Below are 26,774 nucleotides of genomic sequence, written 5' to 3' on the forward strand. Positions count from 1 at the left end.
ATGCGCGTCATGCTAACTGTCTATTTGTGATGTTGGTCTCGTTTTTGTGGCGGATTTATCTATCTTTATGATTATATTGGATTATATACCCCCTCAAATATGGTGTCCCGCCACGATCTAAGCGCAACCATCTGTATTTAAATACTATTTCATTTAATTTTGCTCGAATGTGGCTGTGGATTGCTGTCGTACTGCAGCTGCTCTAGAATCCGCCGCTTGCTGCGCGACCTATAGGAGATCGCGTATTTCTGCATTGCAATTGATTAGGGGAATTTAATGTCTACCACTTTCGCAAATCCTGCGCCTTTAGGCTTAATGGGATTTGGCATGACCACTATTTTACTCAATATTCACAACGCTGGATATTTTCCCATTGACGCTATGATCCTCGCAATGGGGATGTTTTATGGCGGACTAGGGCAAGTGATTGTAGGGATTATGTGTTTTGTCAGAGGCGACACCTTTGGTACCACAGCCTTTACCTCATACGGTTTATTCTGGCTGACCTTGGTAGGGCTTATCATCTTGCCTAATGGCGGGATTGCTGCGAGCCCAGCACACTTTATGGGCTGGTATTTGGCATTGTGGGGCACCTTTACTGCCTTTATGTTTGTGGCCTCGCTGCGCTACCCAAGGGCAAAACAGTTTGTGTTTGGGTCTTTGACGCTACTGTTCTTTTTACTGGCGGCGCGTGATTTTACTGGCAGTGAGTTAATTGGCACGATTGCGGGGTTTGAAGGCATTATCTGTGGCGCCAGTGCCATCTATTTTGCCATGGCTCAGGTGATCAACGCCGAATATGGGCGCACCATTTTGCCTGTAGGTGAAATCAAAAAAGCCTAACCTAATAGTGATGTTCAGGCTGCCGAGGTTTGCAATCGAGAGAGGTGCAAAATGGCAGCCTGAGCCGTCACGCTGGTATTAAGGCGGCAATTGGCCTTAATTAATGGGGCTTAACACTATTTCAACGCGGCGATTTTGTGCTCGACCTTGTTCAGTACTGTTACTCGTAATAGGACGTGACTCGCCCATGCCTTGTGAGGCGATACGTACAGGTGCAACATTTTGTGACATCAAGTAGTTGGCCACTTCACTGGCACGAACTTGTGATAGTCGTAAATTATATGACTCACTTCCCGTGCTATCGGTATAGCCAATAATATTCAGTCTGGTTTCATCATATTCTTTAGCCACTAACGCGACGCTGTTGAGCACTTGCTGTGCACGTGCACTCAGTTGACTCTGGTCAACACCAAAGGTCACTTCGTTGGGCATATTCAAAATAATATTATCGCCACTACGGGTTACACTTACCCCCGTCGATTGTAGTTGTTTACGCAGCTCGGCTTCTTGTACATCCATATAATAACCAACCCCGCCACCAACAGCCGCCCCAGATGCGGCGCCGATCAAGGCACCTTTACCGCGATCGCTCTTGCTTGAAGAGGCCACGCCAATAGCGGCGCCAGCAATCGCGCCAATAATCGCCCCATTGGTGGCTTTGGCATTTTGCGATTCATTAGTGTATGGATTGGTGGTTTGGCAGGCTGACAATAGTAGCGCCGAGCCAGCAACAAGCGCGGTTAACGCATGTTTTTTATGGTTCATGGTGACTCCAAAATTGATCGACAACGCTCTGTTTGCCGAGATTGATGAATATTTTTTATTAACAATGATCTTAGTTTACCTAAGCGAGAGTCAGTTAATTCAAGCTGACACTTTGCTCCTTTTGCGTTTAACTATACTCACATACCGTGGGCCAGTTAATATTGATTTTTGTCGGTGAGTTTTATCGGCTCAGTAGGCCCAAACTGCTTATATCTTAGCCCTAATAAAATCGCAGGCCTGAGGATTCAGATGACTTTTTGATACGTAACTGGTGCCTTTGGCTAAGGTGATGAGGAAACCTTTATCGGTTTCTTTAATGCGATACATCTCATCCCAAGCAATGAGGGTGTTGACGCAATAAGACTGAGTACTAATGCCGCGCTCATCTATGGTCAAGGTGGTTTCATTGCCTGCGGCTTTGCTCCACATCTGCCTCATTAACCACCATGAACGTTTAAATTTTACGCTCAGTGCTTCCAGTACCCCAAGGCCGATAATAAACCATGAAGCATAACTATTACTGCCAGTGAGCAGTAGCGCGGTGCCAACAACAATAAAGCCGATGGCTTTGTAATAGACCTTTATCGATGTGTCCAATGTTACCGATTGGTCGAAGCATTCAGCATAATAGGCTTTATCGAGGGTAAATTGGGTGGTGTAGTGAAATGAGTCACTCATAGGTAATTTAAGGTCACTTAAACGATTTTGCCTTAGTGTAATGACAATAGAAATTTGTGCAACGATGTACTAGCTTTAGATCCGATTCATCAACAAACTTTAATATAAGACTGTCGGTTATCCTTAGTGTGTCAAAGGGCTACGATAAAGGACTGTGTTACTCGCAAGCGTTATGTTTACTCAGCCGATCTGGTTAAGGTAAGCAGCTAAATCGCCTGTTTTAACTGCTTAACTAAGATGCGATGCTTATTGGGTTAAATCATCGGCGCGACAGTGATGGCTAACTGGCGTTCTCGTAATGATTGCGCTCACTTGGGTTATCACTTACATATTGAACAAACTCCACTTCAAATCCGTCAGGGTCAATAAAATAGACATTGCGGCGGTGTGGATTGCTCACGCCTTCTTTATCGACCGCAAACCCTGCGCGGCTTAAGCGGTCGATGATGCCATCAAGATCATGAGTTACAAAAGCAAAATGGGCTAGCCCCACTTGATGACCCATCAAATCGCGATTTTCCGCTTCACCATCATCATTAAAGGCCAAGTATTGGTAGTCATCGCCAAAGTGGATCCAGTGGCGCGGCTTGCCATACCAAGTCGCTTCGCCACCACCGCTAATAACCCAGTGAGGCAATGCCGCCTGATAGAAGGTTAGGCTGGTGTTGATATCTTTAACGACTAAATTCACATGCTCTAAATGGATCATTGTCAACTCCTTATGTACATGACTTAAGGCTACATGCCGTAGCTGTATTCCTGCTGTTTTGGATAAGCTTGATGCTGGTGGTTATGGCGTATTGTGGCTAATGCGAGGGCGTATTGATGCAGCATGTGCAGGCTGTAATCGACTCGGCCCCTGAGTTGTTGTTCGCGCGCATCTTGCGGACCTTGTTGCAGCACATTTTCACTGTTTCTAATGATCAGGTGATCGGGAATGGGCACCAGTTTGTTGTTCTTTAGTGCATTCATTTTGAGTTCGGCAATAGGGTAGGCGCCACTAATACCGCTCGATACCGCCACTAATAGCGCCGGTTTGTGTGCGGTGTCTTGACCATCACACAGCAGCAGAAAATTCTTTAATAAGGGCGATGCCATGCCGCCCCATTCTGGCGTGATAAGCACTAAGGCATCGGCCTGTATGACCTGCTGGTCAATACTGTGCCAATTGCTATCGAGTAATGCTGGGCTCGCTCTGTCACCATCCCAAAAAGGGAGCTGATACTGACACAGTTCAACATGGTTAATGGACTGAAATTGAGGACTATGCTCTGCGATGTATCGCGCGACATTGGCGCTCTGAGATGGGGTTCTTTGGCTGGCACTGACGATGAGGAGATTCATATTGTAAACCTTTTTGTTTATTTAATTTTTTGTAAGGTAATCGCTTTACTTAATTTTGTAAAGTATAAGTAAATAAAAAAGTTTACTTATTGGTTGGCTAGACATGATTGATCGCAGATAATAGTCAGATAGCAGTCTGAGCCGGGAGCCGAGAGTGACCAAGAAAACCAGTGAAAAAATAGTCGATTATATTAAAGTGATTGGGCCGTGTACCGCCAAGACCTTAGCTGAACAGTTTTCATTAACCACCATGGGGGTGCGCCAGCATCTGCAAGGGTTAGAAGAGGCCGGGATGCTGGCCTTTGACGATCGCAAGGCGAGTCGTGGTCGGCCGACACGCTATTGGTCTCTCACCAAGAAAAGTGACGCCTTGTTCCCTGATAAACATGATGATTTAACTCACCAACTGATTGAGTCGGTTAAGGTTGTGTTTGGCGATAGTGGATTAGTACAATTGATCAGCCACAGAGAAGAAGCCAGTAAAGTGCTTTATCAAAGTGCATTGGCGCATCATGCCAGTGTGCTCGATAAACTGCATGCCCTTGCCAGACTAAGAACCGACGAAGGCTATGTCGCCACCGTTGAGCAAGAGGATAATCACTTTTGGCTGCTGGAAAATCATTGTCCTATTTGCGCCGCAGCCAGCAGTTGTGTCAATTTTTGCCGCTCAGAGTTACAGCTTTTTCAATGGTTATTTGAGGGGGTCGCAACTGTCAGCAGAGAGGAGCACATTATTGAGGGCGCTCGCCGCTGTGCCTATAAAGTGACGCCTACAACTGGCCTTGTAGGTGAGTCATAATGCAGTCTAAACGGGCGAGGTTAGACAGGTTTATTAGCAGCCATACGCAGATCCCCAAAAAGCAGATACGGCTAATTCTGGCCCAAGGGCGGGTGACGGTTGACGGCCAACTAGCCCGTGATATTGATTTAGCGGTCGACCAATTTAGTCATATCGTTTTTGACGGCCAGGTGCTGCAGCAGCGCCGCGCACGTTACATCATGTTGCACAAACCTGTGGGAGTGGTGTGCGCCACCAAAGATGAGCAGCACAAAACGGTCATCGACTTGCTCGATGGCACTGATAATCGCGATCTGCATATTGTAGGCAGGCTCGATCTCAATACCTCTGGTCTAGTGCTCCTGACCAATGATGGCCAGTGGTCTAAACGCATTATGGCGCCAGACCATAAAGTGGCTAAAACCTATTTAGTGACCCTTAAAAATCCCTTGAGTCAGGAGTATATTGAGGCCTTTGCTCAAGGGTTTTATTTTGCATTTGAAGATATCACCACCTTGCCAGCTCAGTTAACCATAGTGAACGCTGCACTGGGGCATCAAGCATTAGTGACCTTGTATGAGGGGCGATATCACCAAATTAAGCGTATGTTTGGCCGTTTTCGCAATCCTGTCGTGGCGCTGCACCGTTTATCGGTTGGCACCTTAGCGTTGGATGAGCACCTGCAACCAGGTCAAAGCCGCGAGTTGACACCTCATGAGGTGGCGACAATATAGTTCGCCGTGATCAATCGCGCCGCTTGGTGTATTTGCTAGCCCCAGCTAAACGCAAGACCATGATGATTACAATTGTTAACGGTTTGTTTTCAAATGTGTGATCAAGCCGCTAGTGTGGCGATTATTGGCTATGCTATAAACAGATGATAACCCTCATAGACAATAGTGCCGATGATGAGTCAAACCTTAAAAAAGATCAGTGAGCTCGACGTGTTTTGCTTAATGGTATTTAAGGTGATTTTTCAAACTGGGCACGCCAACGTCGCCGCCAAACAACTTAATGTCTCTGCGCCAAAAATTAGCCGTTGTTTAAATATGTTACGCGCCACCTTTGATGATGAGTTGTTTTATCGCCGTCAACTGGGGTTAAAACCCACCCCCATGGCGGAGTTTTTGTATGAGCCTGTCTGTCAGTTTTGTGATGCGGTGTTAAAAATAGAGCAATCGCTGGCGGATCAAACCTGTGAGCCCAGCCGAGGCTGTCTCAAAGTAGCGGTGATCCCCAGCATTTTGGCCAGCTTATCATTAGCCTTTGCCCAAAGTGAGCATCGTCAGTTAATGGGCCAACTGCAGTTTGTGACTTGGGACAATGAATCCGCCGACAGTATTCACAATGGTGAACTGGATATGGGCATCGCTTTCGCCGCCGACAGTGAGCATACGCTGAGTATTGAACCTGTCGGTGATTTGTCACAGCTTTGTGTTGCGGCCCATCAAAGCCATGCGATTTGGACGGATGCTTCAGAACTGACCTTAGAGGCCATCTGCCAATTTCCATTTCTGTGCCTAAATGGCAAGGGCTTTAATGACAAAATCGATCCATTAGAAGTGTTTGCCCGCCAAGCGGGGATCTCTCTCGATGGCATCGACAGAGTCAGCTGTCGAGATGAATGGTATAGCCACCTGCTGACCATGGGGTCTTTGTCATTCTTACCCTACTCTGAGGCGCAGATCTGCAGCGCCTTACCCGGTATCAAAGTGATGCCGCTACCCAGTGAACAGGTGCAACGTTTGCATGGTGATAGCATGTCACCGCAATACCTGCTTATCGAAAATGCGCTGGAATATCGGCGCTACTCAATCGAGCAACGTGAGCTAATTATTCAATTACTCAAGCAATTACTTGCTAGTCATCCTGAGTGAAGTATCAGTTCTGCATATTGAAATTTACCGTTGCAGATTTCGAAATTTCCATTCATGAATCTATAAATTACAGTCACAACTCGAACACAATTCACTAACAATTTGTATTGCCTGCCTTATATTTGGGTTACTGCAATAGCAGCAAATACCTAGAAAGGGATATGGCGATGAAAAAAAATAAAACAACGTTATTAGCCATGGCACTCATGTGTGCCATTGGCGTGAGCGCATGTAGTGATGGTGATGATGGTCAAGACGGTGCACCTGGCGCCCCAGGTACGCCGGGTACGCCTGGAACCCCCGGAACTCCAACGGGTTCTGTTGTGAAGACTGTCAATTCAGCAGCAGACTTCATGCTAACCTTACAACCTGCCGATATCGTCGTTGTGGGCACTGATGCTTTTAGCCTCAAGTTCGATGTGACCGGCAAGAATGCTAAAGGAGAAGAGGTTCCGTTTACGGGTTTAGATAAGATAGCCTTATATGTCACCAATGAAGTGGTCAACACTACTGATGTTGGCGCGCCCATGTTGTGGTCTAACAATGCATTGGTCAATGAGTTTGGCTCGAGCATGTACTGTACGCCAACGGGTGATACAACGGATCGCAGGGGTAATGTAGTCGATGCCTGTACTCTGGTGGAAGATCCTGAAAATCCAGGTACCTATATGGGCACATGGGAACATGATGGTAATGCGCCTGTTGTCTCTGCCGCGGGTGATCCTAATAGTTTATTTAGGGTGATGATCCGTAGTTATGATGTAACCGATGCAAGTGGTGAAGGGATCTCGGATAAGTTACTTTCTACTCCGCTAGATTTCATTCCTGCCACGGGTGAATTAGCCGTATCGGCTAAAGATGCGGTATCCAATGCTGCGTGTATTCAGTGTCACAGTGAGCTGAAAGGCTATGGTGATGGTGATATGCGCATCGCCAATATTGGCGCCCACCACAACTATCAAAAAGTGGAAAATTGTGTGGCGTGTCATAACCCCGCTAATGCCACCGATCAAAACGATCCTGAAAGAGGTTATAACCTTAACTTCAACGCAATGATCCACACCATTCACGCCGGTGGTCATCTTGCAGAGTGGGGCGTGTTAAAAGGAGAGGCATTAGACGAGTTTGGTGAGATCCACTTCCCTGCTGAGCTTAACGAATGTACCACTTGTCACGATAACGGTGAGCAGTGGAACGTTAATGTCTACCGCGAAGCGTGTGTGGGGTGTCACGTCACCGTTAACTTTGAAACCGGTGAAGGCCACTCTGAGTATACATTGCCACAAGCAGATGATTCAGCCTGTATGACCTGTCATATTGGTGGACTCAGTCCAATGCAAACGCATAGTGTTGATCGCCGTGTGGCATTTGAAAACGGCCTAGTGTTCGATGTGACATCTGCAGAAGTCGCTGCAGATGTGTTGACTATTAGCGTTGGTGTTCAATTAAATGGCATGGTTCCAGTTGATGGTACCGATTTAACTAAGTACCTGAATAAGTTTGAATCGGGCGATGATATGTTAATTGGCACGCTTGATGCTAATGGTGATTACATTAGGGGCTTAAGTATCAACACTAAGGGTAATCCTGAGCAGTTTGTTGTTCAAGGTGGCAAGTTAACCTTAACTAAAGCACTAGCAGCTAACCAGCTTGATGGCCAAACACTTTCTATCACCTCTGAAATGAATATGTGTGGCGATACAAGTACAAGTAAGATCATCGAAAATACGAAACTTCCTGACGGTGCTGGTACTGACAGTGGAGCTTGTGATGTTGCTATTCCAGCAAACATAGTCACTAAATTCTTTAAGTTTGATGCCGTTGCGGCTAAAGGCGTTCCGACTGAAGCGAATCTTCGTTGGGTAAGCCCTGATCTTACAGAGTATATGACACCAACACAGGCTAGCAATGATCGCACAACGGCTGATGAAGCTAAGTGTAATGCGTGTCATGGCAACTTGTCTCATATCAAATCACCTAATCACGGTGTAACTAACTTTACCCAATGTGCAGACTGTCATAACAACAATTACGCAGGTTCGTATCATGCGGATGTATACAAGCAATCTGGTGTAGATAGCAATGGTAAGCCCACATTTGAGCTAGTACCAGGCTTAGAATACTACAACCGTGATCTTGTAACAGTAGCCCATCGTTTCCATAGCGGAATGTTTGCCGGTGATACGGGTGCAGGCATCTATTTAGATACCGATGGTGAAGATTGGGTGAACTATCCTGCACCGCAAACCGATTGCCAAGCTTGCCATAAAGATGAAAATGCATCGGGTAATGCCATGAAGTTCTTTAACGGTAATGGCGTATTGACATCTGGCCGCACTGCAATAGCTGTCAATGATGATCAATTTAACCCAATGTCTGTAACTCAGTATATTTCACCTGTAGCCGAAGCATGTCGCAGTTGTCACGCTCACTCTGGTGCATCAGCGCTAGCTCACTTTAAGAGTAATGGTGCAACAGTCTTTGGTGACAAAATCTTAAATGCAGATGATGTCCCAGTTGAGTCTTGTGCAACCTGTCACGCTGAAGGTAAGACTTATGGTATTGATAAGGTTCATATGGGAGGCGCTCACTAACACGTATGTGTACCCAAGATAGCCATAATAATAAATCTCGTTAGGTGAGCTCATCCCTGCTAGTAGTTCACTGAGATAAAGCAAGATTTTGGGGACCGATTCGGTCCCCTTTTTTATGGCCGAGTATTAAGACCGCATACTTAGATTGAGTAACTTAGATTGAATATTTTGAATGAGTGTTCTGATTGCATATGAATGCCACCCCCATGAATCGCGCGTATTCACAGCTCAGGTTGTCATCCATGGGGATAAGGTCAAATCGCGCTCAGATGTCATTAGGGCTAAGTCGATATGTGAGTGAGATAAAAGAGGGCAAATAATTTGCCCTCTTTGTGTGTCAATCATCAGCCCTTAAACAAGCCACTTACTGACTTTGTTGTAATTTAAGCAACCATTTACCGTAAAGGAAAATCCCCACAGCCGAAATAGTGCCGATTGCCGCGATGATATACCACGCCATACCGATATTATGGGTGTTATACAGCAAGGTGGTGAGCGATTGCGCCGACTCGCCGGTATAGCTTACCAAGGTGGTGAAGGCTTCACCCTGTGGGATCGCCGCCACATCGTTCACACTCATGCCGCGCTCAGCTAATAGCTCACGGGAGAAGATCTCTTTTGAGGCATAAATCTCATATAGCTTAGGGCCAAAATAGCCTTCCAATCCCCAGCCTATCCCTTGGGGGAGCATCACAAAGCCCAAGTACATGGCTTTTTTACCTTCGGGGGCAATGTTGCCCATAAACTCGTTCTTTTTCGGGCTAATCATCATCTCACCGAAAGAGAACATGGCGATGGCCAGTACAATCATCCAAGCTGCATTGGTCGCGCCAATGAACACAAAGGCTATGATACTCAATAAGCAGCCACCTAACATGGCGGTGGTGATACGGTATTTAGCAGTGAGCGCCGCGACTAAGAAGCAACTGGTCATGATCATGCCAGCGTTAAGGTTAAGCATGCCTTCTGGCATCACCTTAGTGCCGCTGTTATCGAGCCCGAGCCAGAACTGCAATATGCCGTTTGAGGTGCCCTCAGGGCCAAACAAACTGGTGACAATTACGCTGGTATCGACCCATTCGGCAATGTGGATAGGCAGCACATCAAATAACGAGTTAAACAGAAACCAGAAACCGGCGAACACCAACATGTAATAGATCACAACCGGTTTTTTCAGTTCATGCCAAGCATCTTTCCATAGGGCTTGTTGGGTCACTTCGCCATTTTTTATCTGTAGGTTACGCGCTAAACGCTCATCTTTCCCCGGCTCTTTATAGGCCAGTAAAAAGAGAAAGTTGAGCGAAATAATCGCCGCGCAGGCATAAAACACATTGTCCCAAGAGAGCTGGCGCATATGCACGGCAACGAGCGGCCCTAAGAAGCCCCCAATGTTGACGACCTGATAAAAAATTCCCCACGCCATCGAGGTGTTTTGTCTCCCCGTCGATAGCACTAAGGTGCCTTGAATGCCGGGTTTAAAGATGCCGGTACCGCCTGCTAATAACATGGCACCAAACAGGAACCCCCAGAAACTGGGGAATAAGGCCATCACTAAATAGCCGCCAATTTTGATTAAAGTGGAGGCGAAAATTGTTTCCTTGTAACCGACGCGATCGGAAATGCCCCCAGTAAACACAGGAATAAAGGTTTGCATCAAGGCCCAAATAGAGATGATAACGCCATAGTCGTGCAAACTAATGCCCAAACCGCCTTCAGACACCGGCGCTTTGGCATACAGGCCAGCACTGGCTTTGACGCCGTAGTAAGCGATACGCTCTACTAGCTCCATGCCGCCGACAATCCAAAAAATATAACTTAAGCTGGCAATGGAGGCCCACATACCCAGCTGTTTCACTTCACGCAGGTCGTTATCTGCGTAAGTATTGTTGGAATCGCTCATACCCTTCCTTCTTATTATTATCCCAATCCCATTAATGATGTGCTGCTGACTGATGGTTAAAATGGATGGCGATATTGTTATTTTCGCAATTAAAATAAAGCGTTATCTTAATTTGTATCGGCTCATTTTTATCATTAATCAAGCGCGTGTTTATTTAATGTGATGGGTACTCTTTATTGTTGTTTTATAGGCAATAATGTTGATATTGCGCTAATAGCGTGTGATCTAGTGGCACACTTTACCTAAATTTCGCCCTAAAAACCAAAGTGATTATCTTCAAGGGGGCTTAGCTTAGGATTAGGAGCTCTGGTGAGCGGGTATGGCAAGCGTGGCAAGGAGGGTAAAAAAGCGAGCACCTTGGGTGCTCGCGAGATAATGAAACTGGGGCAAATGGCTAAGTGCTATGCCTAAGTGCCTAAGTGCTTAAGTGCTTAAGTGCTTAAGTGCTTAAGTGCTTAAGGGCTTAAGGCCGATTAGAGTGGCCAAGCTTGAGTGCCATCAACAGGTACCTCGAGTAAGTCTAAGCCAAAGCAATAGTCACCCGGTTGATACACATAGACAGATTTGTTCACTAAGGGATAAGCAAAACTGGCCACCTGAGCCTTAGCGCCATCAGTGGTCTCCAGTCCCCACATTTGGTAGAAATCACGATAATCTAAGCCAGTTGAGTAGCTCATGGCGATCATCAAGAAATCGTTTTGGCTCATGTTTTTAGCATCATCCAAACTGAATTGGTCAAACCCTATCCCTGCGCGATCCGCTAGCCAACTTGCTTCATTGGCCTGTGCCCGCTCAAATGAACGCAACACAATGTGCAGTCGTGCAAGCAGGTGCCAACCGTTTTGCAGGGGCCCTTGTTGCTGCGCCACGACCATAGATTGCAGCATAATCGCCATGCCATTAGACCAGCCAGTGAGTTTAGCCGCCTGCATATAAGCAAAGGGATCGGCTTCATTTTGGCTCGCTTGCAAGGTGGCAAATTCATCGCTTATCTCTAGCCCTTGGCATTGTGGTAACTTGCCGCTTTCGAGGAAGGCGCGAGATTTAGTGTAATAGGAGTAAGGGTTGGTTGAGGCGTGCCCCTCATGGCCGTTGAAACGTAGGCGCCAGCTTTCTAAGCCATGGCCTAGCTCATGAATGTCGCCATGTCCGGTAGGGCTAAATGACCAGCCCGCATCGTAGGGGTTACCCGAGCAGCCTGCGCCACAAGTGGGTTGATCCGCATTCATGTGTTTAACCATGTCGAGCTGATTGATGGTCAGCCCTTTGCTGGCGGCAAAGTCATGAATTTCATCGACCCTTTCAATAAATGGGCCTTGAAAACCCGCCAGTAGGTGAGGGTAGTTATGCACATAGGTCATGATAGCCTGCCCCATTTTCTCTGGGGTGTCCCATAGCGGCTCATGGCTCATGGTGCTGCGCATCTTGTCGAGGCGAGAATGCACCTCAAAGTGCGGTGTGGCCAGCTCAGCCCAATCGTAGTCACTTTTGTCGAGTGCTTGTAAAAAGGCGGTGCCGTCCATCCCTTCACGCCAATAGGGGTGTTGCCCTACAGTCGTAAACGACAGTGTCACCGGGAGATCGTTGGCATTAAAACTGACCTGCAATGGACCGCCGTAGGGGGAGGTCAGCTTAATGGTTTCACCCGGCTTAATTTCAATATGGGGTGATTGTAAAAATTTAGCGCGGTTATAGCCATTATTGGCAAACTCATGGGTTGAGCCTGAGCGCTGGGTATTAATAAATACCCAAGTGCGCAGTGGGCTGTCATCGGTGCGGGTGACCTTAACGGTTTGTCCGGGCAGTGCATAGACTCCCGCCGATCTAAACCCTTGCTTGCTGACCAACTTGACCTGCTGACTCATCGGGGTGATATGGCTAAAGTCGGTGCGGCTGAAGTTACCTAAATCGAGCGGCACCGCATTGATATCACGCGTGTAATAAACCGTATGATCGGCAAAAAAGGCCTTTAAATAGTCCATGGATGCAGTGGTCGCCACATTCATAGGGTAGCTAATGTCATGGCGATACACATCGCCCAGCATGATCAGGTATTTGTACAGCTGGTGATCATCTAGGCTGAAAATATCGAGTTTTTGGCTATCAAACCCAACTATCTGGCTGCGGATATGATTGAGTGCGGGGCGATAATCGTCATTAAAGCTAGCATCGCAGCCAGTGGCGCAGGCCGCTAAATTAAACGGCGCTGTTTCATCCCTTAGTAGGGTTAACCATAGACTCTCTTGGGTTAACGAGGGTTTAGCGTTAAACATGGCGCTATAGTTAGGCCAGTCGGCTTTATCGGCACCATAATAGTTACCTGGTCCCCCCGGACCTTGCATGGCAAATCCCATGGTGTTGAGCACAGTTTGAGTGAGCGGCACGCTGTTCCAACTGTGCATATGCTGATAAAGCAGTGGTGTACCAGCCTGTTGCAGGCGCGTTAGGTTGTCGCTGACCAGTGCGTCGCTAAAATCACCGCTGGAGCCGGTGATCACCAGCTGAGCATCGGCTAAGCAGTCGCTGAGCTCGGCGGCCACATTGCAACGAGCCACTTGCCAATCGGGGAAATGCTTACCTAACCATGCTGTAATACGGTTATTGCTCCAATCGCCCATCATTAGCAATTTGACCTGCTTTGATTGAGGCAAGGCGGTGGCATCTTGGGCTAACAACCAACCTAAGAGCCGCAGCATACTGGGTTCAAAATCGAGATTATTGCCCTCTTGTATCCCAGAGATGATATCTGAGCCGAATGCGGCGTTACGCTGGCCTGCCGTTTCACTGGTCGCTGCGAAAATACGGCCGTTATTACCGCGTATCAGTTCGAAACGTTTGCTGTTGGGGTAGGTATTGGCGGCGGAGATGATCTGGATCATTTGCGATTGTTGACCCGAGTCATAACGCACCACATCGTTTTGATAAATCTCGCGCAGCATCGCCTGATGCTCTTGGCGATACTTATCGATAAGGTTGACGGCGCGCTTGATCACCTGAGTCTCAAAGCCACTAATTTGGCTAGCATCTCCAGTGCGAACCGCGGCGCTGATCTGATCTTTAAGGGTCAATGTCAGCTGATCTTGGCTGCTTTGGCCTGCGCCATCGGTAACCTCAAGCGATAAACCGATGTCGGCATCTTGCTCTAATGCCGTGGCGTCAATGCTTAATACTGCGGTATCTACGCCCGATAAGCTAACGCTTGGGCCGCTCAGTTGTTGCCAGCGGTAGCTCACGGTGCCCTCGTTATAGACGGCCACCTCGGCAATGAGGGTCTGCAGCTGATGGTTCCAGCCTTGCAAGTCTGGGCCCAGTTCAACATCGGGTGCCTGCACGGGCTCCGGTTCTGGCTCTGGCTCAGGGTTAGGCTCTGGCTCGGGATTAGGATTGGGCTCCGGATCGGGATTAGGATTAGGCTCCGGATCGGGTGTGGTTGGTGGGGTCGTCGGCGGCGTGGTTGGCGGGGTAATATTGCCACCGGTACCACTGTCTGGGTTGCTAGGGGCGGTATCTTCTACGCCACCACCACTACAAGCCATTAATCCCAATAAGAGGAGGGGCAGGAGTAACCATTGCTTCATTGTTAACATTCCATAAACATTTTGGCGCTATTTTGATTGTATTGAAATGATAAAGCAATTTTTTGTATAAATTAATCAATAAAAACAATAGTTAATGATGTTTTTTGACGCTAGTTAAAATATTGGCGCAGGTGAAGCTTAGGATTTTTATCAGTCATAGGTATGACGTTTTTAGGTGTAAAACATTGTTTTGTATCATGATAATTGTTAATAGGATTGGGTGTGTTGCCTGTTTACATTGATCTCCCTCTAAGGGGTTATATACTGCGTGTGTTATGCAGATAGGCCTGTACATACTTCATCAGCCATCTGTTATTGTTGAATATTGGTGAGTTGAGGAAAGTAGGTATGTCCAGGTTAAAAAATGAAACGTTGCAAGCCGCCACACAGGCTACGCCATCTCAAGCTCACGGCTTTTTCGAGCGTTTTAAATCGGTGCGCTTTCAGTTAAAGCTTAATGTGTTTTTAGTCATCCTCTCTTTTTCCCTATTGGGTTATAAGGGGATCACTGGTATGCAAGATGCGGGAGACTCTATTAGTGACCTATACAGCCAAGGCATGCAGCACAGTATTCGCGCCGGTAAAATTTTAAATGCCTTAGAAGGAGCGCGCAGTGCCTTATTACTGGGGTTTCAGCATGATCCTTCGAGTGAATTTGCCACCATGCATAACCACCCCGTAAATAAGCATGTTGAAGATAGCCAAGCGATGCTGACACGCTTGCATGATGTGGTCGATAATGAAATTTTAGCCTCAGATTTAGCCCCAAATGAGCGTGAGTTAGTACAGCAGCTTGCTACCTCGCTGGATAAAGTGACCAGAGTAGGCTTTGAGCCCGCCATCGCGGCACTCAGCCAAGGCGACTATAAGCAATCGAATCACATACTACTCACCCAAATTAATCCCATGTTTAGTGAGATCACCCGCCAAGCGCAGGCTTTTTTAAACCTGCAAATTAATGAAGGCAAGCTCAGCTATGAAGCATTTCAAGACAACATGGCACTGTATATTCTGTTAGTGGTGCTTTTTTCCAGTATCAGTATGTTAGTGATCATCTTCAGTGCCACGCTGATTATTCGCCGAGTAAATCAGTCGGTTGTGCAGCTTGAACAGACCGCCGATGATATTGCCAGTGGTGATTTAACCCAGCGAATCCAGTTAGATGGTGATGATGAGTTTGCCCATATTGCCAATTACGTCAATCGGATAGCCGCTAGGTTCCAGCAGATGGTGCAAAATACCCATGGGTCTACGGCGCAACTGGCCAGTACAGCGGAAGAAAACTCAGTGGTGGCTATTCAAGCCCAGCGTAGTGTGGTTGAGCAGCAGCAACAAACCCAGCAGGTTGCCACCGCGATACATGAATTTACCGCGACAGTACGTGAAGTGGCTAGCAGTGCGGCCTCGGCTGCCCATGCATCCGAAGCCGCCAATGAGGCGGCTCACCATGGTCAAACCGTGGTTAATGAGAGCATGGCGGTGATCCAAACCTTAGCCACCGAGCTTGAAGATGCCAGCAAGGCGATGGGCTTGCTATCACAGCATTCAAACGAGATAGGCAGCGTTATCGAAGTGATCCAAGCCATTTCTGAGCAAACTAATTTACTGGCACTCAATGCGGCGATTGAGGCGGCGCGAGCGGGTGAGCAGGGGCGTGGCTTTGCCGTGGTGGCCGATGAGGTGCGCTCGCTAGCTAAACGGACACAGGATTCAACCGAGGAGATCCAAAAGATGATCCAGCGTCTGCAGCAGGGGGCTAAAGACTCAGTGGTGATGATGGAACGCGGCACCGAGCAGGTTAAATTAAGTGTCGATAAATCGCAGCTGGTGGGTAATGCGCTGCAGCAGATCATGCAAAGTATTGAGCAGATCAATGGCTTAAATGCGCAAATTGCTACCGCATCAGAAGAGCAGAGTGCGGTAACTGAAGAGATTAATATTAATATCACCAGCATCAGTGATATTGCAGAGCAGACCGCCGCTGGCGCCGAACAAAGCAATGCCGCCACTCAAGAGTTGGCAAAGCTGGCCGAGTCGATGGCGCAAGAGATTGCTTATTACAAGGTGTGAGCCCTTTTAGCCAAACCGATAACGCCATAGCTTTAGACTTAAGCCATAAAGGCGTTAGCAATAAAAGCGTTAGGCAATAAAAATGTCGACAATAAAAAAGGCAGTCTTATGACTGCCTTTCTTGTTAAGCGGTTATTGCTATCTATGTCTTCAAGTTTTCAAGTCTTCAGACCTTTCAGCCCTAAAACCTTGCAGCTTGCAAACGCGGTTAAGCTTCCAGCTTGGCAAGTTCTGCTTTTTGCTCGGTGAGCTTGTCCATATCACGTTGGTATTCCGCTTGCTTAGCACGCTCTTTTTCAATCACGGCAGCAGGGGCTTTCGCCACGAAACCTGGGTTAGACAGCTTACCTTCGATACGCTTAAACTCACCCGCTAGCTTCTCAAGCTGCTTGTCGATACGCGCCATCTCGGCCGCCACATCGATAAGACCTGCCATCGGGATTAACAGCTCCATGTCACCAATCAACTGCGTGGTCGACATAGGTGCGGTGTCGTTGTCGCCAAGAATGGTCATGTTTTCAAGTTTAGCCAAGGTCTTAAAGAAGGCTTGGTTGGTCTCGATACGGGCCTTGTCGCGCTCGCTTACGCCACGCAGCAGTGCATTAAGCGGCTTGCTTGGGGCGATGTTTAGTTCGGCGCGGATGTTACGCACAGCGGTGATCACTTGCTTAACCCACTCAAGATCTTCCATCGCGGTGGCATCGACTTTATCTGCCTGATACTCAGGGAACGGCGCGAGCATCAAGGTGTCGCCTTCAACGCCAGCTAGCGGTTTAACGCGCTGCCAAATCGTCTCAGTCAGGTAAGGCATCATTGGGTGCATCAGGCGCTGCATCGCTTCAAGGATAGTCACCAAGGTGTGGCGAGTACCACGCAGCTGGGCGTCAGTGCCGCTTTGCATCACAGGCTTAGTGAGCTCTAGGTACCAGTCACAGAACTGGTTCCAAGTGAACTCATAAATGGTGTTGGCCGCCAAGTCGAAGCGGTAGTTTTCCATGTGCTCATCAAAGGTTTTCACGGTTTGATTGAACAGACCGATAATCCAGCGATCGGCTAATGACAGCTCCATTTCACCGCCATGTTGACCACAATCTAACGGCTCGCCTACTGCATCATCTGCAGCATCATCCGCTTGCACTTCGGTGTTCATTAACACGTAGCGTGATGCGTTCCAGATCTTGTTACAGAAGCTGCGGTAACCGTCGAGACGTTTCATGTCCCAGTTGATATCGCGGCCAGTTGAAGCCATTGATGCCAAGGTGAAACGCAGTGCATCTGTGCCGTGGGCTTCGATGCCTTCGCTAAACTCTTTGCGGGTGCTCTTTTCGATTTTCGCCGCCAGCTGAGGCTGCATCATGTTGCCAGTGCGTTTTTCAACTAAGGTTTCAAGATCGATGCCGTCAATCATATCCAGAGGATCGAGCACGTTACCCTTAGACTTAGACATCTTGTTACCCGCTTCATCGCGGATAAGGCCTGTCACATAGACCGTCTTAAACGGCACTTGTGGTTTGCCATTTTCATCTTTAATGAAGTGCATGGTCATCATGATCATGCGCGCCACCCAGAAGAAGATGATGTCAAAACCTGTCACCAACACGTCCGTTGGGTGGAAGGTTTTAAGCGCCTTAGTATCTTCTGGCCAGCCTAAGGTTGAGAAGGTCCATAACGCTGAACTAAACCAAGTGTCCAGTACATCAGGGTCTTGGCGTAGCACTACGGTGTCGGCTAAGCCGTGCTTAGCACGTACTTCGCTTTCATCGCGGCCAACGTACACTTTACCCGCTTCGTCATACCAAGCAGGAATACGGTGTCCCCACCATAGCTGGCGCGAGATACACCAATCTTGAATGTCACGCATCCAAGAGTTGTACATGTTCTCATACTGCTGTGGTACAAACTTGATATCACCGTTTTCAACCGCTTCCATGGCGGTTTTCGCCATTGGCGCTACGGCAACATACCATTGGTCGGTAAGAAGTGGCTCAATCACCACACCAGAGCGATCGCCATAAGGCACTTTTAATCCGTGGGGATCAATTTTGCCCAGCAAGCCTAAGGTTTCAAACTCTTCAACGATGGCGCTACGGGCTTTAAAACGGTCAAGGCCGGCATAACGTTCTGGCAGAGCGTTGTCTAACTCGTTGTTGGCGGTGCCGTCGCTGTTAACCACTTCGGCCGTTGAGCGGATCGCCGCGTCCATGGTTAAGATGTTAAACATGGGTAGGTTGTGACGTTTACCGACTTCGTAGTCGTTAAAGTCATGGGCTGGGGTGATTTTTACACAACCGGTACCAAATTCCATGTCGACGTAATCGTCGGCAATGATCGGAATGCGGCGGTTAACGATAGGCAGCAGGATAAATTTGCCAATCAGTGATTGATAACGCTCATCATCAGGGTGCACAGCAACGGCACTGTCACCTAACATGGTTTCAGGGCGCGTAGTGGCCACTTCAAGGTAGTCTTTTCCGTCAGCGGTCAGTGCGCCATCGGCCAGCGGGTAGCGAAAATGCCACATGCTACCTTGCTTCTCTTTGTTCTCAACTTCGAGATCAGAGATCGCGGTGTGCAGCTTAGGATCCCAGTTAACGAGGCGCTTACCACGGTAGATGAGCTCATCTTCATACAGACGAACAAACACCTCTTGTACCGCTTCAGACATGCCTTCGTCCATGGTGAAACGCTCACGATCCCAATCAACCGATGCGCCAAGACGACGTAGCTGTTTAGTGATGGTGCCGCCCGATTGGTTTTTCCAATCCCAAATACGTTCGATAAAGGCATCGCGACCTAAATCGTGACGGCTCTTACCCTCTTCGGCTTCTACTTTGCGCTCAACCAGCATCTGGGTGGCAATACCCGCATGGTCGGTACCCACCTGCCAAAGGGTGTTTTTGCCCTTCATGCGCTGGTAACGGGTCAGAGTATCCATGATGGTATCTTGGAAGGCATGGCCCATATGCAGACTGCCCGTCACGTTTGGTGGCGGGATCATGATGCAATAGTTGCCTTTTGACTCATCGCCGTGCGGCTTAAAGTAACCTTTCTCTTCCCAGTTTTGGTAGAGGCTTTGTTCGATTGACTGCGGGTTGTATGTCTTTTCCATAGGAGCGTGTGCTTCTCAAACTAATTAATTGGTTGTTGGGTCGTCAGGGGGATCCCTAACTGGCGATACTGACGATAACGATCGCGGGCGGTCGCTTTCATGGCAGCATCGTTAGCAACGAAGTCGATAATCTGGCCAAAGTTTACCGCAAATTGCGGCGCTTGGTCTGCAAGATTTATCAGAAGATGACGATTTTTATTGGGGCCGAGCTTATCAAAGCCAATTTCCACTGGCGCGCCGCCTGTTGGCCCTTCACCTTTTAGGTTGTGGGGCACGAATGCTGTTGGCTCAAATTGCCATAATATTTCGTCAATGGCATAGGCTTGCTGCTGATCGTTGCAATGAATATACACCAATTGCTGGCGAGCAAACGCTTGCTGTGCAAGTTGACACGCCAAACGGTAAACATCATCGAGTGCCGATGTCACCGTATTTGCTGCGGCAGCAGGTTGCCCAGCTTTAGGAAGTGTTTGCGGCATCAGGTAAAACAGGGCGTTTGGCATTATCTGGCTCTATGTTGGCTGAGTCTGACTTGATGATTGACGAAAGGGGAGATTTTACACTAAAAGTGGGGTGTTAAACCATAGGGGGAGGGGATTTGTCGAATAACAAATTGGGTAATATTGGGGTTTTGTTGGCCAAGGCCTTTTAGGGGTTAGCGAGCCAACTGTTGCGTTAGCTTTCATTGTTATCAATCGCCTGTCCGGCGGGGAATGTGCAGATACTTCTGCTCCACGCCGTAAATCCGTCCGTGGAGGCTCGACGATGGCATCCCTGCCATCAACGTCCGCAGCCGCATCTACACTGGATTATTGCTCTCTTCGATTTGACCTTGTGGGAGGTTTTGGCGGCCTTGTTATTGGTTGGGTTTGAAGGTTTAACCTTTATTGCGCTGAATTGCTTGCCGCAGGCCTTTCGTGCAGGTACTTCTTCGGCACGGTGGGTGAAGCGTAGCTCCGTGCTTACGAACGAGAGACAGGGATTGTCGAACTGGCTTTTAGATAGGGATATCGTTGTGAGCCATCCATGGACGCTCTACGACAGCATCTGATGTGAATGGATTCACAAATGCCGCGATGACATGGATGTCAAAGAGCGGCCATGCTGTCAAAGGCCTCCGCCGCATCTACACTGGGTTATTAGTCTCTTCGATTTAACCTTGTGGGAGGATTTTGGTGGCCTTGAGGGTCTAACCTTCATTGCGCTGAATTGCTTGCCGCTGGAGCCGTGATGGATCATATAGATTGAACTTTGTTAGTTAAGCATCTACCTGACTTAGGTATTGGAATGCTACGCTTTAAACCATAGCTTCATGGTTTGTCAATTGCTTGCCGCAGGCCATTCGTGCAGGTACTTCTGTGACACGCCGCAAGTACAATCCCTGTAGGCTCTGCCGTGACATCCTTGTCACGGAAGGTCACTGCCGCACCTACACCGAGTTATCTATCTCTTCGATTTAGCCTTGTGAGATATGTCTAAATTTCAAAATTAGCTTTTGATGCCATAGATTCTAGTCAACTGGCTACTCCAAGCGATTGTTCTACACTTTGTATTATTTTTTTAGTCTTAGCATAGTTCTCCATTAATTCTCCAAAAGTTAAATTTAGGGTTCCTTTCTTGTGCACTACAGCATGTCTAGCTTTCAGTAATGAATCCCAAGCAGCATGTTCTGGTGAATTTTCAATCTCACCTAGAAAAGAGGCGCGATATGAGGGATCAAATAACTTTAACGTCAAATTTATCTTACTTAAATCAGGACTTCGGAACTTTTGGGATAAAGTACTTCTAATATAATTAGAAGCATGTGCATCACCACACATGTCAGCTCTTTTTATAAATACACTTTCTAGATATTCTTCATATTCAGAAACAATCAATACAACTAGTCCACCCACTAAATAAGTTTCTAACTCCTTATCCTTTAGATCCGTAGGATCTAATCGTCTAACGTGAGCCTCACAAGTATTTAGCGCATTCTCTATTTTTGTATATAGCATTACGCCACCAAGTATTGCTTAGCCAATTGCATACGTAATTCAACAATAGCCTCATCCGCAGTTGCACCTCTAACACCCTTTATGAAGCTTTCATCAGATTTCAGTTCTTCATAGCGTTCAGAAATGTATGGTGAAGTATGATTTTTTGCTATAGTGGTGAACACCGAATCAAATACAGCCACATTTAAACCTGACCAAATATGGAAGGGCCTTTCACCTAGCGATTCAATAACAGCATCACAAGTATTTTTAAAGATATTCTCAAAATATATGGCCTTTTCTGCATCAATATTTTGCTGTGTCCTCATGAAGTCAGACATAAAATCTTTAATTGGTCTGGCATAATTATCCCCATTTTCAAAAAAAGCAAAAAACCTGAGAATTAATTCAACATCTTTTTGCCTTTTGTGCGAGATATCATTACCAAAAATTTTACGCCAGTTTTCGTAGCTATTTAATTTGCATAGCAGGTCGTTAAACGACCCGTGGTATACGCAGTTCCTAATTTCTTGCCCAACTAATTGTGTGCCACCAGTATTTAGGCGCTCAAAAATATGGTACACGCTTGTGTTACCATTAGGTGTGATTTGTTTTATAACAAAGGCTCGTAAAACGCTGTCATTTAATTTATTGAATGCACCTTGGTCTGTTTCCTCCAAATCTTGATAGGTTTTATTATGATATGGACTCTTTTCATTTAGTCCTGTCAATTTAAATATTTTTCTTCGACCATTTACATCTGGTTCGCCGAAATAACCTTCTAAGAAGTATACAACCGTCATTAAACGTTGCTGACCATCTATAACTAACTGTTCATTTTTTTCATCATCTGTGAATAGAAATATAGCGGGAACAGGTAAACCTAATAGGAATGATTCAATCAAACGACTAGCTTGCTTTATATTCCAAACATAATTCCTCTGAAAGCCAGGTACTATCATTGAACCCCGTTTGTATTTAGTGACTAGCCCTTCTAATGTAAAATCTGCTGGGTAGGTGATAACCTCATAAGACGCTGGAGTAGAGTTTAGGTCGATTTCTTCACTAGTTAATTCTTCTAGGCCTTCATTATATTCGTTCATTTACTTTACCTACTGATTATTATTTATTAAAAACTTTGTTGTAGAGTCAATCGTTAGTTAATTATTTGGCTGCGTAATATGCAATTACTCTTTGTTTTTAATCGGTTTTTAAATAGGGCAGAGTTAACTTTTTAAGGGAGTTGATTGGCGCATGATGGTTGGCTTCTTCATTCCCTGAATGGCGTGGTCGATGTTTGAGTCGAGTTGGCCTAGCTCTGTCCTTAAGTGGTGATACTTTAATCTATTTTATAGCGAGTATTCAACAAGCTGTGTCACATTTTATTGCGATTTTTTCCGTAAAAATAATAGCTTGTATCGAATGTTAACAGGTGAGGCTAAATCGAAGAGAGTTAATAACCCAGTGCAGATGCGGCTGCGGACGTTGATGGCAGGGATGCCATCGTCGAGCCTCCACGGACGGCTCACAACGATATCCCTATCTAAAAGCCAGTTCGGCATCCCTGCCTCTCGTTCGTGGACTCGAAGCTACGCTTCACTCACCGTGTAGCAGAAGTATCTGCACATAAGCCCACGGCAGGTGATTGGTTACCATGAAGGTACGACCTTCAAATCTCCTGTAAATACAAATTAGGGCAAAGATTCCTTCCCAATCGCCCACAATAGAGTTAAATCGAAGAGACGTTAGATACTCAGTGTAAACACGATTTTGGCCTTCGAAATCATGGATGATTTCGCAGAGCCCACATGGATGTGCTTGCGGCGAGCCAAAATAGTGTTTGCACATCCCCCGCCGGGCAGGCGATAGATTGCCATGAAGGTACGACCTTCAAACACATCCAATAAATACGAACTCAGCTAAATGTCAGCTAGCACATTACTTACCGTGTAGCAGAAGTCTCTGCACATGCCCCCCGTCGAACTGGCGTTGAATTAACTCTCGGTCGATGAGATAAGAATATCGAACCTTGGGTTGTCTCTTAGGTTCGCAAAGTCGGCTTCATTGGCGGCAACCTCTCTAAAGGACACGCTGTTTTCAATGGCTTGCTGTAGATCCGACAAGGCGCGATCTTCCTGCCCTAGGCAGGCGAAGGCGCAGGCACGTTGATAGAGCGCATGGGCGTTATTTGAGTCGACTTCGAGCACGCGATTACACAGGCTGAGCGCCCAGTTAAACTCGCGCATCTCCATGGCTGCATCGGCTTTCGAGGTCATGGCTTCAAGATCGCCCGGGCGAATGTTTAAGATCTCATTGTACACCGCGATTTTTTGCTCTGGGGTTTGTGCGCCTTGAGCGTGTAACCATAGGGTATGGATTTCATTAATAATTTCAATATCACGGTTGTTTTTGGTGATGATGCGGCTTTTCCGTTTAAGGTCATTTTCCAACTCCTTAAACTTAGATTCATATTGTTCGGTAATGTTATCGAGCTGATCGGCGGCGAGTTTGGCGGTATTCATTTTTATCTCACGCAGTGATTGCCAGCCGATAAAAGCGATAAGCGAGGCGACGCCAGCGATAATATAAAAGAAGTAGGTCACGGTCACGTTGGCATAGTTAAGTGACTTGTCGGCGACCGACAGCTCGCGGTCGGTAATGCTGACGATCATGCGGCGCTCAAGATCTTGTTGCTCGCTTCTTAACAGTTTCAGTTCATCGAGAATATAGCGCTCAATCAGAGGTCTATCGAGAATATCCGTTTGTGAATGTGCCAATGGGGTTACTGGGGGAGTTTCTGCATCTTCATTATTAGTCGCGGCGTTAACCTGTATCGAAAACTGCATGAAAATAAGGGTTAATAGAGGTAACAACAGGCGTGACATAGCGGATTCCTTTGAGCAAATATAAAGATGTCGTATCAAACAGGTTTGAGCGGATCACACCCTAACAATTTCCACTCCTAGATGCCAACTCCTTGACCACAAAGATAACGATTAAGGCCGAAGTGGTCGTTTTAATTGATAAAAAAAGGGCAGCCCTTACAGGCTGCCTAAATGCAGAGATGATAAACAGATGATAATTAACTATGTATTGCAGCGTATTGGGGTCATCACCTCCTTTTTTCGGGCGAACTCATGATGTTCGCGCTGTTAAATTGCTTAGTAAGCAGGCCGTTGGCCATCTTCATTTGCGCCGACACTATTTTGCCAGTTTGGGGCTAACTTGTTTTGTCAGGCTGGCAAAGCCGCCTTTGAGCACTTTGACATTGTCATAACCCAGATGACGCAGCGCCGTGCCAGCGGCCATGGCGCGAAGGCCAGATTTACACACTATCACCACAGGTTTATCGGTTGGGATCTTGGCGAGGTTTTCTGGGGTAAATAGCTCATTAAGACTAATATCGATTTGCTGGTTTATCCCTAAACCAAAGATGCCACGCTCTTCGGGGGTGCGAATATCGATGGCAAGCATGGGTTGGTTTGATTGAGCCAGCGTTATAAAGGCATCGGGACTCATTAGGCCAATGGCCTTACCCACGGTCGCGCCTTTGGCGTTGTTAAACTGCTGCTGATAGCTTTGGGCTAACTTGGCATCAAAGGCTTGTGCTTGGGCACTGAGGCCGAATGCAACGCAGATTAAGGCAATATTTAAGTACGATTTCATTGGATAGTGTTTCCTTTTATGTCGTGCCGGTGATGGCTAACCGGGCTAAGCTTGCGCATTATTACGACTGCAATTGGCGCTAACAGAGCGACGTTGGCAGTATTCCTTACAGATTTCACACTGTGTTTCATCTCGCAGACCCAGCGCGTTTTCGGCGATGAAAGGTGAGTTGGGCTGTAGATGAGTTGGGCTATTATGAACTTAGGCATTTGGGGATATATTGAGCTTAATCACACTGCATTCGCCGATGATAAATCAAAAATTCTCAATTAATCAGTGGTTAATCCAGTGCTGGTTTTATAGTGTGTATCGGCAAAAATATGGTGTTTATCACTGCTTTTTGCTGTGCAGGGTAGAGACATATTTTGCCGATTTAGATGTTATAAAACCTAAAGCAGATATGCTGATGCTGAATATCAAGATTATTCAATTGTAAAAATGGCCCGCGATGACAAAACTGCGGCGTGAATGGCCATGAGGATATATGAGTGTGTCTATTGCTGAGGTGAGTTAATGCCGTCGGTGGAAGAATAGATTTGAAAGACGGGCTTGAAAGACTGGTTTTAAGGGCTGGCTTGAAGAATTAGCTTGCTGTATTAGTGGCTGGCGGTTGTCAGGGTTAAAAGGCGCAGCGTTAGGCCGCGCTCTTGGTCAATAACTCATGTCCCTAAATGGTGTGGTGAGCGCGTTTGATTGGCGCCTTAACTCTTTGGTGGCGATTGAGGCGTTAAAACTGAGAAAAATCGACTTGTGGCAGGTGCTCAAATCCAGGTTTGGCAAACAGGTAGCCCTGCATTAGCTCAATACCAATATCACGCAGCCAAACCATCTCTTCGACAGTTTCTATGCCTTCGGCTAGGCAGGTGATGTTGAGCTCATTAAACATATTGAGGGTGTGTTTTACAATGGCTTGGCGCGCAATGTCTTGGTCGATATTACGGATAAGATCCATGTCGAGCTTAATGATATTGGTCTGGAAATTGGCTAATAAGCCCAGTCCGGCATACCCTGCACCAAAATCATCGATTGCGGTGATAAACCCCAGTGAGCGATAGTATTCGACTACACGTTGAACATGGTTGCTGTCTTCAATTTTTTCCACCTCGGTAAATTCAAACATGATTTTATTGGTGGGAAAGCCATACTCTTTGGCAGCAGCGAGGGTGGTGCGAATGCAGCGCTCGGGTTGATAAATGGCATTAGGTAAAAAATTGATGCTCAGCATAGAGTCGAGCTCAAGCTTAGAGGCCAAGGCAATGGCCTTTACCCGACACGCCTGATCGAAGGCGTAACGATTTTTTTCGGTGACTTGGGAGATAATAGAAAAGGCCGATTCATTATTTAAGCCGCGCACTAAGGCTTCATAGCCAAATATCTGCTGTTGCTTAATATTAATGATGGGCTGAAAGGCCATGGTAAAATCAAAGCATAACTGGGTGTTGTTGGCGCAGTTGCTACAAGAAAATTTGTCGAGATTAAAGTCTGAATTCAAAATGGTTTCTTCCACCAGACATCCCTTGTCAGGTCTAATTTATGGTTAGGTTAGTCGGTTTACTGTGCATCAACAAGTGGTTGAAAGTGATTACAGCACTTGGC

The 26,774-nt window shown here is 46.9% G+C and carries 19 protein-coding genes; 6 read left to right on the forward strand and 13 right to left on the reverse strand.

Annotated elements, in window-relative coordinates; translation table 11 throughout:
* The first annotated feature begins 276 nt into the window (after nucleotides 1-276).
* A complete protein-coding gene (locus tag AC0VXX_RS03660) occupies nucleotides 277-843 on the forward strand; it encodes an acetate uptake transporter (protein ID WP_475515956.1) in 567 nt (188 codons plus the stop codon).
* A gap of 96 nt (nucleotides 844-939) precedes the next feature.
* Here AC0VXX_RS03660 and AC0VXX_RS03665 read toward each other — a convergent pair whose 3' ends face one another.
* The 4 genes from AC0VXX_RS03665 to AC0VXX_RS03680 form a co-directional block, all read right to left on the reverse strand.
* On the reverse strand, nucleotides 940-1,608 hold the full coding sequence (locus AC0VXX_RS03665) for a YiaD family glycine zipper/OmpA-like lipoprotein (RefSeq protein WP_475515957.1): 669 nt from the start codon (nucleotides 1,606-1,608) through the stop codon (nucleotides 940-942).
* Between the two features lie 207 nt (nucleotides 1,609-1,815).
* Nucleotides 1,816-2,286, reverse strand: coding sequence for a YcxB family protein (locus AC0VXX_RS03670; RefSeq protein ID WP_475515958.1), 471 nt, complete (start codon nucleotides 2,284-2,286; stop codon nucleotides 1,816-1,818).
* Between the two features lie 280 nt (nucleotides 2,287-2,566).
* The gene (locus tag AC0VXX_RS03675; RefSeq protein WP_475515959.1) at nucleotides 2,567-2,995 is read right to left on the reverse strand and encodes a VOC family protein; all 429 of its coding nucleotides are present in this window, start codon (nucleotides 2,993-2,995) and stop codon (nucleotides 2,567-2,569) included.
* Between the two features lie 29 nt (nucleotides 2,996-3,024).
* Nucleotides 3,025-3,630 (reverse strand): NAD(P)H-dependent oxidoreductase, encoded by a 606-nt coding sequence (locus AC0VXX_RS03680; RefSeq protein WP_475515960.1) that lies wholly within the window; start codon nucleotides 3,628-3,630, stop codon nucleotides 3,025-3,027.
* A 154-nt stretch (nucleotides 3,631-3,784) separates the two neighbouring features.
* Between AC0VXX_RS03680 and AC0VXX_RS03685 the strand changes: the two genes are divergently transcribed.
* The 4 genes from AC0VXX_RS03685 (at nucleotide 3,785) to AC0VXX_RS03700 (ending at nucleotide 8,879) form a co-directional block, all read left to right on the forward strand.
* Nucleotides 3,785-4,429, forward strand: a complete 645-nt coding sequence (locus AC0VXX_RS03685; protein ID WP_475515961.1) for a helix-turn-helix transcriptional regulator — start codon at nucleotides 3,785-3,787, stop codon at nucleotides 4,427-4,429.
* Nucleotides 4,429-5,142, forward strand: coding sequence for a pseudouridine synthase (locus AC0VXX_RS03690; RefSeq protein WP_475515962.1), 714 nt, complete (start codon nucleotides 4,429-4,431; stop codon nucleotides 5,140-5,142). Before AC0VXX_RS03685 ends, AC0VXX_RS03690 begins: the two co-directional genes overlap by 1 nt.
* A 171-nt stretch (nucleotides 5,143-5,313) precedes the next feature.
* Nucleotides 5,314-6,285 (forward strand): LysR family transcriptional regulator, encoded by a 972-nt coding sequence (locus AC0VXX_RS03695; RefSeq protein ID WP_475515963.1) that lies wholly within the window; start codon nucleotides 5,314-5,316, stop codon nucleotides 6,283-6,285.
* A gap of 167 nt (nucleotides 6,286-6,452) precedes the next feature.
* Nucleotides 6,453-8,879 carry an OmcA/MtrC family decaheme c-type cytochrome gene (locus AC0VXX_RS03700; RefSeq protein WP_475515964.1) on the forward strand — a complete coding sequence of 809 codons (2,427 nt, stop codon included), beginning with the start codon at nucleotides 6,453-6,455 and terminating at the stop codon, nucleotides 8,877-8,879.
* Between the two features lie 364 nt (nucleotides 8,880-9,243).
* On the opposite strand, the gene AC0VXX_RS03705 is transcribed toward AC0VXX_RS03700, so the two are convergent.
* Together AC0VXX_RS03705 and AC0VXX_RS03710 are read right to left on the reverse strand one after the other, a co-directional pair.
* Entirely contained in the window at nucleotides 9,244-10,779 is a 1,536-nt protein-coding gene (locus AC0VXX_RS03705) for an MFS transporter (RefSeq protein ID WP_475515965.1), read from the reverse strand.
* Nucleotides 10,780-11,252: 473 nt separating this feature from the next.
* Nucleotides 11,253-14,357: an ImpA family metalloprotease gene (locus AC0VXX_RS03710; protein ID WP_475515966.1), complete on the reverse strand. Its 3,105-nt coding sequence runs from the start codon at nucleotides 14,355-14,357 to the stop codon at nucleotides 11,253-11,255.
* Between the two features lie 348 nt (nucleotides 14,358-14,705).
* On the opposite strand from AC0VXX_RS03710, the gene AC0VXX_RS03715 reads away from it, so the two are divergent.
* Nucleotides 14,706-16,427 carry a methyl-accepting chemotaxis protein gene (locus AC0VXX_RS03715; protein ID WP_475515967.1) on the forward strand — a complete coding sequence of 574 codons (1,722 nt, stop codon included), beginning with the start codon at nucleotides 14,706-14,708 and terminating at the stop codon, nucleotides 16,425-16,427.
* A gap of 208 nt (nucleotides 16,428-16,635) precedes the next feature.
* Here the strand turns inward: AC0VXX_RS03715 and AC0VXX_RS03720 are convergent, their stop codons facing one another.
* The 7 genes from AC0VXX_RS03720 to AC0VXX_RS03750 form a co-directional block, all read right to left on the reverse strand.
* Nucleotides 16,636-19,536 (reverse strand): valine--tRNA ligase, encoded by a 2,901-nt coding sequence (locus tag AC0VXX_RS03720; protein ID WP_475515968.1) that lies wholly within the window; start codon nucleotides 19,534-19,536, stop codon nucleotides 16,636-16,638.
* A 20-nt stretch (nucleotides 19,537-19,556) separates the two neighbouring features.
* Complete coding sequence (locus AC0VXX_RS03725; RefSeq protein WP_475515969.1) at nucleotides 19,557-20,039, reverse strand: DNA polymerase III subunit chi; 483 nt, start codon at nucleotides 20,037-20,039, stop codon at nucleotides 19,557-19,559.
* A 1,011-nt stretch (nucleotides 20,040-21,050) separates the two neighbouring features.
* On the reverse strand, nucleotides 21,051-21,533 hold the full coding sequence (locus tag AC0VXX_RS03730; RefSeq protein ID WP_475515970.1) for a HEPN domain-containing protein: 483 nt from the start codon (nucleotides 21,531-21,533) through the stop codon (nucleotides 21,051-21,053).
* Complete coding sequence (locus AC0VXX_RS03735; protein ID WP_475515971.1) at nucleotides 21,533-22,615, reverse strand: GmrSD restriction endonuclease domain-containing protein; 1,083 nt, start codon at nucleotides 22,613-22,615, stop codon at nucleotides 21,533-21,535. Before AC0VXX_RS03735 ends, AC0VXX_RS03730 begins: the two co-directional genes overlap by 1 nt.
* 891 nt (nucleotides 22,616-23,506) lie before the next feature.
* Nucleotides 23,507-24,397: a TPR end-of-group domain-containing protein gene (locus AC0VXX_RS03740; RefSeq protein WP_475515972.1), complete on the reverse strand. Its 891-nt coding sequence runs from the start codon at nucleotides 24,395-24,397 to the stop codon at nucleotides 23,507-23,509.
* Nucleotides 24,398-24,713: 316 nt separating this feature from the next.
* A complete protein-coding gene (locus tag AC0VXX_RS03745; protein ID WP_475515973.1) occupies nucleotides 24,714-25,178 on the reverse strand; it encodes a rhodanese-like domain-containing protein in 465 nt (154 codons plus the stop codon).
* A gap of 727 nt (nucleotides 25,179-25,905) precedes the next feature.
* Nucleotides 25,906-26,685, reverse strand: a complete 780-nt coding sequence (locus tag AC0VXX_RS03750; protein WP_475515974.1) for an EAL domain-containing protein — start codon at nucleotides 26,683-26,685, stop codon at nucleotides 25,906-25,908.
* Nucleotides 26,686-26,774 lie beyond the last annotated feature (89 nt).

This window comes from Shewanella sp. QJM3NY_23 (genome assembly GCF_056173105.1).